The sequence below is a fragment of the Caenibius tardaugens NBRC 16725 genome (assembly GCF_003860345.1).
GTDB lineage: Bacteria > Pseudomonadota > Alphaproteobacteria > Sphingomonadales > Sphingomonadaceae > Caenibius > Caenibius tardaugens.
On record NZ_CP034179.1, the window covers coordinates 2,297,197 to 2,308,883 of the forward strand.

Genomic DNA, 11,687 nt, shown 5'->3' on the forward strand with positions numbered 1-11,687 from the left:
TTAATCGCATCCGCCACGGGTTTAACGCAACCTGCTACGCGCTTGAGTGGGGACACCCCCCGCGTTATCGTCATCGAAACTCGATTATGGATGCGCGTTAAGCGTAAGGAAGTTGCAGAATGGATATCGGGATTGCGCGAACCTTTCTCGAGGTTGTGAAGACGGGCAGCTTTGTGGGGGCAGCCGCTAATCTCAACCTCACCCAGACTGCGGTCAGCGCGCGAATTCGGGTTTTAGAGGAGCAGCTCAACTGTTCCGTGTTCATCCGAAACAAGGCCGGTGCCAAGCTCACGCCGGCAGGCGAGCAGTTTTTGCGCTTCGCTACCACGCTCGTGCAAGTGTGGTCTCGGGCTCGTCGCGCGGTGGCATTGCCACCCGGGCGTGAGACAGTGGTTACCGTTGGTGCGGAGCTTAGCCTATGGAGTCCGCTTCTGCGGCATTGGCTACTCTGGATGCGGTGCGAGTGTCCCGAAATCGCGATTCGGACCCAGATTGACATGGCCGAAAATCTGATGGAGCGAATCCAGGATGGATCGCTTGATGTCGCGATCCTTTATGCCGCCCCGCGTCGGCCCGGTGTCGTCGCCGAACTGCTATTCGAAGAGAAGTTGGTGATGGTCAGAACCACACCAACGACGGCCCCCCTAACGCCGCAAGACCATGTACAGATCGATTGGGGCGACGAGTTTGCGGCGAGCTTCCAAGCGGCCTTTCCCGATCATCCCAATGCCGTGGTTTCGATCAGTTATGGTCCCCTAGCGCTGGAGTATATCCTGGCGACGGGCGGCAGCGGCTATTTCCGGCAAGGCATTATCCATCCCTATCTTGAGGAAAACCGGCTTGTTCTTGTCCCGGGCAGCCCCGAGTTTTCCTATTCGGCTTATGTCGTACATTCTACCAAAGCCGATCCGGGCATGATGAACCGTATTCGCGAAGGGCTTCGCGTCTCCGCAAAGGTCGCCGTTTGATCGCAGGCGTTCAAGATCGCACAGCAATGCACCGAGGGGAGCCGGTTTGGATGAATGGGCGCCCCCTCTCGGAGCCCGCTTGTCCGCTGTCTCAGGAGGCGGGATAATCGCAAAAGCCTATGAAATTCTTGCGTCGCTATCTACGGCGTATTGAGGGGAAATTCGGCGGCTACGGGCGCTGCTCATCGAGATTTTGGACAAGCTCGATTGCCTTGGCAGGTCGCACGATGCGAGTGTGAAAATTCTATCCTAGATTTTAATCCGCTTGAGCTTGGAAGACATGGGCGGATGTCCTTGCGCCTCCCGTCGGTCCGAGCCGTGGTGTCGTTGCGGATGTCAGTCAGACAGCGCTGCGGTCCAGATCTTGTTCAGCCATCCCGCTCAAAATGCAATCCTTGCTCGGCAAGGAACTCCGCGAGAACGATCGCTTGATTCGCATGCCTGTCGTGCGCGCCATAGAGTAATGTGGTGTCCCGCGCTTTTGCAATTCCGCGAAGTTGGTCGACCGCCTCGCCGCGGCACCTCAGCTCGGAGCGGTATCGCGTCGCGAATTCGTCGAACCGGGCTGGATCATGGCCGAACCATTCCCGCAACTCCCCCGACGGTGCAATCTCCTTGAGCCAGAGGTCGAGGGCAGCAGCTGTCTTGGACACACCTCTCGGCCAAATCCGGTCGACCAGAACTCGGAAGCCGTCACTCGGTAACGCAGGCTCATAGATGCGCTTGATCCGCAGATTACTCATCAGCTGTCTCCACGTGGTCCGTGCCCAATCCATGCAGGTGGGTCGCTGGCAGGAAAGGATTCGATTGATGCTTCGTCAACTGCGTCGATGATGGTCCAGTTCGCGATCAGAAGTCGGACCTGGCGACAGATCTCGATGATGTGATCCCTGTTAGCAGGACCTGTGCAATCGTCGTCGTTTGGCGCCAGGCGAGAGGCGAAGCGCTCATGGAAAACCTCTTCTGCAAGCGCTTCGAGCGGGCGATCATCAGCGCGGTGACGCTGTGCGATGTAGCGGACAGCGTCAGCAAGCTCGCCGGGCTCGATTGCACCGTCGTAGTCATGGGTCATTGGGCAGCTCCCGGTCCACGAGAAGAAGGGCTATATCGGTCCCGACGCGCATATCGTCCTGAGTCCCGAACGCATGTTAGCGCAGGCGCCCGCGACGGTCGATTAGGATCAGCGTCGGAGTTCCCTGCATAGCGTGAGCGGCCTTAGTCTGGGGTGCAGTCATCACCGCTAGTGCAAGATTCAGTGCTGCTGTTGTTTCTAACACTGTAAACCTGTTTGCCTCCTATTAAGGCGAATTGGGGGGTGGAGCAGGCTCGCAGGCTAATCTTGGTATCACTGTTGCGTTCTGAAGAACAGCAAGAGGGCAGGGCATTTTTGTCCGCGCTCTCGTTAGGTGAGGTGGTCTCACCTTCTAGGATCGGTTCCCGCCAACGGGATACGTGTTCGCTCCACAACGGATTGCTGTCAGCCAAGGTTAACCCTAGCCGAGCGTGTTGGCGGTCATGACGAGCTTTTGCATGATGGCTGCGATGGCAATTTTTAACGGTTTTCGGGCATTGATCATCTGCCGGTGCTTTGCCGAGAGGACTGGGTTGAAGCATGCGGCGATGAGCGTTAGCATGGGGTGAGCGCTTGGTCAGGGGGTGGTGTTCGGCATCCAATCCTTCCACTAGTCGGTGTTGCCGTGATTTGCCAGTCGAGGGTCATCATTATCGCTCAATCTCTGATCGATTCAGTCCGTGTGGGAACCTGACTGGTCTCGACGCTCTTGCGAACGAAATGGGACTTTTCGGTCAACGAGAGGAATTGTGCTGTCGATTGCGTATGGGCATGATTCAGTTTGATCACTAGTCGGCAGTGATGCCATTACAAATCCGATGTGTTTGTTCTTGGCGGTATACATGAGGACATCCGCTTTTTTGAGTTCAGCATCAATCATATGCACCCCGTTGGGGAGGAACAGAACGCCCATGCTACAGGACATTTGATCATTCGACCGGGCGTGGTTGAGGGCAGAATCGAGGCGATTTGCTGCAATTCTGGCAGAGGCTGCATTCTTAACTCGCAATAAGATAACAAATTCGTCGCCCCCTATTCTCGCGAAAATATCGTTTTTCCGTATCGCTCCCCGAACGCGATCGGCGAAACCGCGAAGGCTTTCGTCGCCTGATTCGTGCCCTAGCGCATCGTTTATGCATTTTAGGCCATCTAGGTCCGCATATATGAGTACGGCAGGTTCACAGCGCCGAGAAACAACGCGGGCAAGTTCAAAGAAAGCCTGCCTGTTCAACGCTCCCGTCAAGCTGTCAATACGAGCGCGGTTCCACTCATTTTCAAAGGCTTTCCGGGCCAAGCCTAGCATCAGAATAATGATCATCACGCTGCTAAAGCGGACGACGAAATCCAGTTCGGGCGTAAGCAATCGTTGCCAACTTATATACTGATTCTGCGCCCATGCGTTGCAGAGGAGTATCGTCAACCCGAGCCCTATCGCGAACGACGTGTTGACCAGTAGCGCTGCTATAGCGATCGCTAACAGGTAAACAGGACCGAACCAAATGCCGGTTCGAAGGAAGTGATCTGTAAGCTGAATCACGAGCACTGTTAGGCCAAGCGCAAACGCAGTGACCTGAGGGGGGATCTGAAAAAATGCGGGCCGTCGTATCCATGATGCCGGTGTACTCGCCGCTCGCCGTCGCATTGCGAAGCTCAGCATCATCTTCTCAAATCCTCACAGGCACTAGGTGCTCAATGGATAAATAATTGATATTATAGTATAATATTAAAAATCTGACAGTCCGATCTTGAATATATACTTCAAGGAAGGGGACAATTGCGTTGGCCAACGATATTTTTGAACTTTCAGCATTCGTTTGTGCAAGTCAGCTAACACCTCCTTTACCAAAGATTGAAATTTTTTAACAGATGTAGTTGTCATTTCGCACTCGCGGTTTCGTTGTTTTGAAATACCAGGGGCAAGCTAGGTTCATCGCTGTCGGCAGCATGTGTCCGCGGTAAGCGCAAAAAATTCCGTCATTAGCCCCAGCGCAGACAACACGCCAAAGCGGCTTCCTGTATCCGCCGGCATATCACACGCGGTCCGATGCTACGGGCCGATCCTCTAGCGTTTCAGAATTGCCCTCGAGGTAGCGATCGTGCCAGCAGTAGAAGGCCCGTCGCGGGACACGCGAGTTTCTCCAGATGATCACCGCGTTTTGCCATGACACCGCGTCCTCTCCCACCCCCGTTCGGGGGATACGCATCTGGACTTAGTCGCCGCAGCTCAATAGACCGTTAGCGGGAGAGCTTTGCGGGGGGATAATGAAGGAATTGGATAGTCTCATTGGGACAATCTACGAAGCAGGTGCACTACCGCAATTCTGGGGATCGATGCTTGATGGGGTTGCGTTGCAGATCAACGCACTTGGGGGAAATCTGATCACAAGTTCGCCCGCCGGACTGACGATCACGTCATCGCCATCTGTAGAACTGGCAACGCGTGAGTTCAATGAAGCCGGATGGAATGCGGATAACAGCCGCGTGAACCGCCTCCTGGCGCGCGCCAACCATCCGGGATTCCTCACAGATGCGGATTTGCACACAGCGCAGGAACTGGCGTCATTACCGATATATACGGAGTTTTTAACCCCGCGTGGTGCCGCTGCGGGTGCTGCAACCGTGATAACGGGTGCCAATCATGATGGTATCGTGATTGCGTTTGAAGCCTTCACCGAACATGCAACCGCGCACAAGGCGGTGCCCTTACTCAATCGCCTGCGCCCGCATTTTGCCCGCGCGGCAGTGCTGAGCAGCACCGTGCAGCAAGAGCGAGCAGAAACGCTGCTGGAAGCCTTCAATGCTACCCGCACGCCTGTCGGGTTACTCGATGCCAAAGGCAAATTGCTGATGGCGAGCGATGCCTTCGACCCCTTGCTTGATGATCTAGTCGTAGATGGCGCATTTCGCCTTCGTTTGATGGATGTGGAAGCGGACAATCATCTGGCCGAACTTTTGCAAACGGCAACGCTGACCAACAAGGGGGCTTCAATTGCCCTTCGCAACGACAAGAAACAGGGCGCAGCAGTTCTTCACCTGATCCCTGCTCGACGCCAGGCGCGGGACCTGTTCAGCAAGGTCGCCTATTTTACCGTGATCGCCCATCCGGATAACACATCGCTTCCTTCTGCCGATGTCCTCTCCGCCTTGTTCGACCTGACCCCAACCGAAGCGCGGGTGACACGCGGCATAGCGATGGGGCAATCCACCGCAGAACTTGTGCGAGAACTCAATGTGACGCAGGAAACCATCAAGTCGCATCTGAAGAAGATTTTCGCCAAGACCGCGACCCACCGCCAAGGCGATTTGGCCCTGTTGATCACGGGCTTCCGGTAAACGAACGGCAAAAGCCGCACACGCAATCCTTCTCCCCCGAAAGGGGGATGCAGGGAGGGCTTGTAGCAATCTAACAGGGGCTCAGTTCAGTCACATTTCCCGCTTCGATATGGAGAATCCATGCGTTTATCAGTCACCGCATCATCGCACTGGCGTTGGAGTAGATCGGACTCAGGCTGGAGCAATTGGCGGCGTGCTTACGCGCACCGGACCCACAATAGGGGCGCCAGAGCCGGGCAGTTTCGAAAAGCATACGACGAAGGAGGTGTCGGGCGGTAGCCGGGGTCGGTGACCAATCGCTTTGCATGCAACGGAAGTTTAGTGCGCATTGATATAATGGAGCGGAACAAGCCCCAATTGACTTGAGCGTGGTATTGCACCAACCCAAATCATCCGATAGAGGCTCCACCGTTGAGGCAGGCCCCTAATTCCCCCAAGGATAGGGTTTCTGCCTGTCTCAACACCGTTACAACTCGGATTCATTTAACAATCGACTCTAATCGTGTGAGGCTGAATCTGGTCGGCACGATGATGGTTAGAGGGCTGTGTCAGCGCCAAGGCGGGAAAAGCTCAACTATTTCTTCAGAGGTTATTGTTGGCGAGTTAATTGAGCGGCAATCGGCGCAAAAGGCTACCATCTTGCCGGGCATGTTTGCGGCAACTCAATCGAAGTCGCGCGTTATAGTTCTCCGTTCCACCCCAAGATCAAGTTGCCCATGAAGAAGAGGCGGGACTAGCGACGCTTGTTTGCTGCCCAAGGCATACCGTCTGGCTATGTTGCTTTCGAATCGAAGCGCTTGCGTCAGGCTTTTTGAGCACGGGTTGCAAAGATCGAAAAATGCTATATTTACTTCTTGTGCATTTTGGATGGGGTGGAAATGTTTTCATTGAAATCACTTGCGGTTAGTTCTGCGGCTCTTGCGATGGCCTTCACCCCTGTCATGGCGTCTGCCAATGATTCGGTTGCTAGCTCGCTCGCGATAAGCGGCGCCGCAGCGTCAAATGTAGCGGGCAGTCATGCGCAAAAAGCCGGTAAGGGCGGTGCTGGGGCTGGATCATGGGTTTATGTCGCTTTGGGTGTAGCTGCTGCTGCGGGCCTGGCTGCGGCCGTTGCTGGCGGCGGCGGTGGTAAAAAGAGCAACCCTGCCAGCCCGTAAGAATGGAAGTTTCTGGCTGGTACGGGTGAGAGGGTGGCTTGGGCCACCCCTTTTTTCTCGTGCCGGGCATTTATTGCTTCCACTGCGCTGTGCGCGGCGGCTGATGCGTGCTGGAATTAGGCCAAAACACCTCAGGCCTTGCGCGTGCTCTGCCGCCGTCTCCTATCTGAGTGGGGTGTGGGTAGGGGCGCTATAGCCTCCTTTGGTGTCTCGCGCCGTGTCGTACTTCTTGTATCCACTTCCGCATGTGAATGGAGAATACATTTACACTATTGTAAATGTATTCTCCAAGCTTTGGCCTCTACATATCTTATTTCGATTTGGCGATCTGTATTTCTAGGCTCTTGTGGGGTGTCGACAGGAATATTCATCTTGACGGATGCAGTCGGTTCGCGTCATGCATGATTGACGACGTTGACTTGGGGGGAACCGAGATTGCTCAATTTTCGAGTTGAGCCTCGGTGTCGCAATGTAGTTTATGGATTTTTCATCAGAATTTACTGCGCCAGATAGCGCAGTTTCAGAAAGCGGATTGGGCGACGAAGTATCGCCGGCCGTGTCGGCAGTGGGCGCGCGAGCCTCTACGCTATCAGTAAGGCAGCGGCCCCAGCGGTGGTATGTTGCCGAAACTTTGCCGCGTTCCGAAAATCTGGCGCAATATCATCTCGAACGCCAAGGCTTTACATGCTTTTGTCCGCGTTTTCGTGCCACTCGCCGGCACGCCCGGCGCACCACAATCATAATGAGCCCGCTGTTCCCAGGGTATATTTTTGTCAGTTTTTCGCGCGATCATGATCGTTGGCAGTCGATCAACTCTACGATTGGGGTCAAGCGCCTGGTTGGTGGTGAACGAGGGCCTTTGCCTATGCCCCGCGACGTCATGGAGACGCTTCTCGCGCGGTGCGAAGAAGGCGAAGTCGATTGCATCATTCCTGAGATTAAGCCGGGTGACCAAATTCGTCTGATGTCAGGTCCATTCGCTAACAATGTGGCGGCTATTGAAGCTTTAGACAGCAAGGGGCGGGTGCGTGTCCTCTTAGATATCCTGGGGAGCCGCAGATCTTTGCGCGTTGATATGCGTGCGATCGGCCCGGTTTGATGGTTCGCTTTGTGATGGTTTGGCCAAAATGGGCAGCAGGGCGCCTCGCACTACTGGCCTTCGGTGAGGGTCTTAATGACTGCTGAGCACATGCATCTGGAATTTGGAGAGCTCTCGCTTCGGCAGCGGGCGTTACGGCTGGTCCGGCGTTGGCTTACAAGTAACCGATTTGCCATCGGCGGTGCGCTGTTTTTCGGCGTGATTGTTCCCGAATTGTTTCACCCATTGGTCACGGAAACGTACGATTGGGCAAGGCCGATGCACGCCTCGGACCCAATGCTGATTGCGGCGATCGTTGCTTTGTTGTTTGGGCATATCGCATTGCGTCGCACGAGCCTGCTGCCGTTTGTGGACGCCAAGGTTATCGTCTTGCCGGTCTTCGTCATAACGTTTTCCGCAGTATTCGTTCTGGTGGATGTCCTGTTTGATACGCGTAGCTATTATCATCTCCCTACGTCCTTTTGTGCTGGCGTTGCCTGGTATACGGGTTTGGCGGTCGCGCATGGGCGATTGGACAGGCCGATCATTGTCGTGGTGGGTGCGGTGGATATCGACACCGAACTGCGTGCCTCGCGCATTCGCTGGGTTCCCTGGGCGAGCACGAGATTGCCTCACAAGGCGCAGGCAATTGTGTATGACAGTCATAAAGACTATTCGCCTGAGTGGGAGCGCTTCTTTGCGCGGGCCGTCTTGCGCAACATTCCCGTCTACGACCTTGATCATTTAAGGGAAATGCTGATCGGCAGGGTAACGCTGCGTTCGAAGCCCGAACTGGTGTTTGGGCGATTGCTGCCCTCGGAGCCTTATCTGCGGATCAAGCGTGTGGTTGATTTTGGCTTGGCTCTAGTCGTGCTGCTACCCGTTTTGCTGATTATGGCGGGGGCGGCGCTACTGATCCGCTGCGAAAGTGCTGGCGGTGTATTGTTCCGACAGACACGCGTCGGCTATCAGGGGCGACTGTTTACCTGTTATAAGTTGCGCACGATGCGCAGTGGTGTCGCAGGTCCGCTTTATACGCAGGACAGCGATCCGCGGATAACCCGCATAGGGCGATTCTTGCGCAAGTCGCGTATCGATGAGCTTCCGCAGATTTTTAACGTGTTGAGGGGCGACATGAGCTGGATCGGTCCGCGCCCCGAGGCGGTGCAGTTGTCCAGAGAATACGAGAAATCGATACCCTATTATCGATACCGTCATAGCGTTCGGCCTGGTATTTCGGGATGGGCAGCCGTGCACCAGGGCAACGTTGCCTTGACCGACGCGGTGACCCGGAAGCTCGAGTATGATTTCTATTATATCAAATACTTCTCCATATGGCTCGACTACGTGATAGTGCTGATGACCATTCGTACCATCGTGACGGGCAAGGGGTCGCGCTGACCACTGCTGATCGGAGAAGCGCGCAATCGATGCTTGCATTTGCGGGCGAGCGCTGCTCAATGTTCAAAATTGAACAAACGTCCGCTCAATTGTGTCGGTAGTGGACCGTTGAATAAGTCAGTATGGGTGGTTTTCACCCATACTGCGGTAGCTATGGCGCAATCTTGCAATCTGCCCATCTCTAAATCGGATCGTCGCGACAGCCTCGATCTCGATCTGCTCTACCTGCTGGAAAAGGAGCCGGGCCTTTCGCAGCGGGAGCTGGCCGATCGCCTGGGAATCAGTCTGGGTAAAGTCAATTATTGCCTGAAGAGTCTGCTGGCGCTGGGGGCAATAAAATTTGGCAATTTTCGCGCATCGTCACACAAGATGCGCTACGCCTATATGCTCACGCCCGCAGGTTTGTCGCGTAAGGCCAACCTGACACGCGCGTTTCTCAGGCATAAGATGGAGGAATACGAGCGGCTTAAGGCGCAGATCGCGGCGCTTGAGGATGACCTCGCAAAATCCGATGCGGGGGGCAAGCATCACTATAGTGCTTGGCAAGGGGCGGGGATACCACAGTCCTGTGTTTTGGGGGCTGTGCGGTCTATTGCTTGCCTGTTTCTGCTTTGGTGGCAGCGCGCGCGCCGATGTCGGCGCGCTGATATTCTTGCGTCCTCTGGCCATTGTGTTGCTCGGCTTCGGTCTCGTGCGTCTAACGATCGATGACATTCGTGCACACGCTTTTGCCTTCTCATTGGCGTTTGTGATCCTGGGCATGTTGTTGCTGCAGTTAGTCCCGCTACCGCCGGTGTTCTGGCAAGCATTACCCGGCCGTGATCTGGTCGCTCAGATCGACCAGACGGCAGGCCTGGGCACAATTTGGCGACCGTTCAGTCTGGTCCCGTCGGGCACACGCAATGCCTTCTTCGCGGCGTTGGTGCCGTTCGCCGCATTGGTGTTGGGCAGCCAGCTCAGCCACAGAGAGCGCCGGCTGCTGCTTCCCGTTATTCTCTTGGCCATAGGTGTGACTGCGCTAATAGGATTGCTCCAGACGCTTGGTCCGGCAGAGGGGCCGTTGTATTTCTATGCGATCACCAACAATGGCGCGAGCGTTGGCATCTTTGCCAATCGGAACCATCAGGCCGTTCTGCTTGCGATAGCCCTGCCGATGCTGTGGGTGTTTCTCTCCCAGAATCGTCTCCAGCGCTATCTGGGCGTTCTGCTCGGTATTTTCATTGGGCTGCTGGTACTGGTGACCGGATCGCGCTCGGGTTTGCTTTGCGCCATCCTGGCATTGGTTCTTTTGCCTTTCCTGACTCTTAAACCTGCTGACCAGCCCATAAAGAGCACCGGACAAGTATTACGGGTTGCGCCCTGGATTCTGCTCACTGGGTTGGGTCTGATATTTGCAGGTTTTGCGCTCTGGCTTGGCCGGGCGATCGCATGGGAGCGCTTGCAAGAGTCGACTGCCGAAGGCGAGTGGCGACTGGCTGCTTTGCCAGTGGTGCGCGACATGATTATGCAATACTTTCCCGCAGGCGGGGGTGCCGGCAGCTTTGCCGAGCTTTATCAGCGTAGTGAGCCCGATAGTCTTTTGACCAACGCCTATTTCAACCATGCCCATAACGATTGGTTGGAAGTGTTGGTCACGGATGGCGTCGCAGGCGCGGCGATCCTGTTGGCGGCAGTGCTGGCTTATTGCCGGGGTGTTAAAAGGGCATTGGCGAGCGGGTTGTTCCCTCGCGATCGGGGTGAACAATATCAGCGGCTTGGGCTGGTGGTGGTGGCTCTCTTAGCGCTTGCCAGCATAAGCGATTATCCGCTTCGAACCCCGTTTCTTGCTTGTGTGTTTGTTCTCGCCGTACTCTGGATGCCCCACTCTGTTGGGGGCAGGATAAGCCAGGAACCCGGATTGCCGTCCGCTCCATAAAGGTTCTATTTCATGCAGTTAGGATTCATACCGTGCCACTTGGCGCTGATCGCCAGCTTCGCGCTGACCGGCTGTGCCTCGACGCCTACAATCGGCGGCGATCCTGGCCTCAGAGTGATGGACGCGAGCGCCTTGCCGCCGCCCACGCGCGGGGATCTTGCGCACGCTGCGCCGACCTATTTCGTGGGGCCGCTCGACAAGCTGACGATCGATGTCTTTGGTATCCCCGAGTTGACGATGCGCGAAGTGCAGGTCGATGCGAGTGGTATGATGGCATTCCCCATGACAGGCGTCATTGATGTCACCGGGCGCACACCGGCCGAACTTCAAGCCGTTTTGACCGAACGTTTGCGCGCGGCCCACATTCGTGATCCGCAGGTCACGGTCAATCTCAAGGAAACGGTCAGCCAGCAGATTACGGTAGAAGGGCAGGTAAGGAAACCTGGCCTTTATCCCGTTAACGGACGCATGACGCTGATGAAGGCGATTGCCCGGGCAGAAGGTACCGACGAATATTCGCGGCTGGACGATATCGTGGTGTTTCGCACCGTCGACGGGCAGCGGATGGCGGCGCTCTACGACCTCAGTGCCATTCGCCATGGCGCATACTCCGATCCCGAAATCTACGCCAACGACATCATCATGGTCGGTGATTCCTATTCTCGCCGCCTGTTCAAGGACATTCTCTCCGTTGTGCCAGCGCTGGCTTCCCCGATTATCATTGGCCTCGACCGCCTGACCAAATGACTCGCATTTGCCTGGA

Annotated in this window: 11 protein-coding genes and 1 pseudogene; 8 read left to right on the top strand and 4 right to left on the bottom strand. The window is 55.7% G+C overall.

Going from position 1 to position 11,687, the window contains the following annotated elements; translation table 11 throughout:
* Nucleotides 1-119: 119 nt before the first annotated feature.
* A complete protein-coding gene (locus EGO55_RS10580; protein ID WP_021691678.1) occupies nt 120-968 on the top strand; it encodes a LysR family transcriptional regulator in 849 nt (282 codons plus the stop codon).
* A gap of 368 nt (nt 969-1,336) precedes the next feature.
* Here the strand turns inward: EGO55_RS10580 and EGO55_RS10585 are convergent, their stop codons facing one another.
* The 4 genes from EGO55_RS10585 to EGO55_RS10595 form a co-directional block, all read right to left on the bottom strand.
* Nucleotides 1,337-1,711, bottom strand: coding sequence for a DUF488 domain-containing protein (locus EGO55_RS10585; protein WP_021691677.1), 375 nt, complete (start codon nt 1,709-1,711; stop codon nt 1,337-1,339).
* Entirely contained in the window at nt 1,711-2,040 is a 330-nt protein-coding gene (locus EGO55_RS20565) for a hypothetical protein (RefSeq protein WP_021691676.1), read from the bottom strand. The genes EGO55_RS10585 and EGO55_RS20565 overlap by 1 nt, the downstream gene beginning before the upstream one ends.
* 421 nt (nt 2,041-2,461) lie before the next feature.
* Nucleotides 2,462-2,602 (bottom strand): hypothetical protein, encoded by a 141-nt coding sequence (locus tag EGO55_RS20575; protein ID WP_156915578.1) that lies wholly within the window; start codon nt 2,600-2,602, stop codon nt 2,462-2,464.
* A gap of 111 nt (nt 2,603-2,713) precedes the next feature.
* Entirely contained in the window at nt 2,714-3,700 is a 987-nt protein-coding gene (locus EGO55_RS10595; protein ID WP_021691675.1) for a GGDEF domain-containing protein, read from the bottom strand.
* A gap of 611 nt (nt 3,701-4,311) precedes the next feature.
* Here EGO55_RS10595 and EGO55_RS10600 point away from each other — a divergent pair.
* The 7 genes and pseudogenes from EGO55_RS10600 to EGO55_RS10630 all read left to right on the top strand — a co-directional run bounded on the left by EGO55_RS10600 (nt 4,312) and on the right by EGO55_RS10630 (nt 11,671).
* Nucleotides 4,312-5,373, top strand: coding sequence for a helix-turn-helix transcriptional regulator (locus EGO55_RS10600; RefSeq protein WP_161566036.1), 1,062 nt, complete (start codon nt 4,312-4,314; stop codon nt 5,371-5,373).
* 878 nt (nt 5,374-6,251) lie between these two features.
* Nucleotides 6,252-6,530 (top strand): hypothetical protein, encoded by a 279-nt coding sequence (locus tag EGO55_RS10605; protein ID WP_021691673.1) that lies wholly within the window; start codon nt 6,252-6,254, stop codon nt 6,528-6,530.
* 478 nt (nt 6,531-7,008) lie between these two features.
* Nucleotides 7,009-7,629 carry a transcription termination/antitermination protein NusG gene (nusG, locus tag EGO55_RS10610; protein ID WP_084620395.1) on the top strand — a complete coding sequence of 207 codons (621 nt, stop codon included), beginning with the start codon at nt 7,009-7,011 and terminating at the stop codon, nt 7,627-7,629.
* A gap of 75 nt (nt 7,630-7,704) precedes the next feature.
* Nucleotides 7,705-9,009 carry a sugar transferase gene (locus tag EGO55_RS10615; RefSeq protein WP_021691671.1) on the top strand — a complete coding sequence of 435 codons (1,305 nt, stop codon included), beginning with the start codon at nt 7,705-7,707 and terminating at the stop codon, nt 9,007-9,009.
* A 153-nt stretch (nt 9,010-9,162) separates the two neighbouring features.
* Nucleotides 9,163-9,453, top strand: a pseudogene (locus EGO55_RS21385) (MarR family EPS-associated transcriptional regulator); the annotation flags it as partial.
* A 49-nt stretch (nt 9,454-9,502) separates the two neighbouring features.
* Nucleotides 9,503-10,924, top strand: coding sequence for an O-antigen ligase family protein (locus EGO55_RS10625; protein ID WP_124916768.1), 1,422 nt, complete (start codon nt 9,503-9,505; stop codon nt 10,922-10,924).
* Between the two features lie 12 nt (nt 10,925-10,936).
* Complete coding sequence (locus tag EGO55_RS10630; RefSeq protein ID WP_021691668.1) at nt 10,937-11,671, top strand: polysaccharide biosynthesis/export family protein; 735 nt, start codon at nt 10,937-10,939, stop codon at nt 11,669-11,671.
* Nucleotides 11,672-11,687: the final 16 nt, after the last annotated feature.

Coding starts and splice junctions, on each gene's coding strand:
- EGO55_RS10580 (WP_021691678.1), top strand. CDS start 120: ATGGATATCGGGATTGCGCGAACCTTTCTCGAGGTTGTGAAGACGGGC.
- EGO55_RS10585 (WP_021691677.1), bottom strand. CDS start 1,711: ATGAGTAATCTGCGGATCAAGCGCATCTATGAGCCTGCGTTACCGAGT.
- EGO55_RS20565 (WP_021691676.1), bottom strand. CDS start 2,040: ATGACCCATGACTACGACGGTGCAATCGAGCCCGGCGAGCTTGCTGAC.
- EGO55_RS20575 (WP_156915578.1), bottom strand. CDS start 2,602: ATGCTAACGCTCATCGCCGCATGCTTCAACCCAGTCCTCTCGGCAAAG.
- EGO55_RS10595 (WP_021691675.1), bottom strand. CDS start 3,700: ATGATGCTGAGCTTCGCAATGCGACGGCGAGCGGCGAGTACACCGGCA.
- EGO55_RS10605 (WP_021691673.1), top strand. CDS start 6,252: ATGTTTTCATTGAAATCACTTGCGGTTAGTTCTGCGGCTCTTGCGATG.
- nusG (WP_084620395.1), top strand. CDS start 7,009: ATGGATTTTTCATCAGAATTTACTGCGCCAGATAGCGCAGTTTCAGAA.
- EGO55_RS10615 (WP_021691671.1), top strand. CDS start 7,705: ATGACTGCTGAGCACATGCATCTGGAATTTGGAGAGCTCTCGCTTCGG.
- EGO55_RS10625 (WP_124916768.1), top strand. CDS start 9,503: ATGACCTCGCAAAATCCGATGCGGGGGGCAAGCATCACTATAGTGCTT.
- EGO55_RS10630 (WP_021691668.1), top strand. CDS start 10,937: ATGCAGTTAGGATTCATACCGTGCCACTTGGCGCTGATCGCCAGCTTC.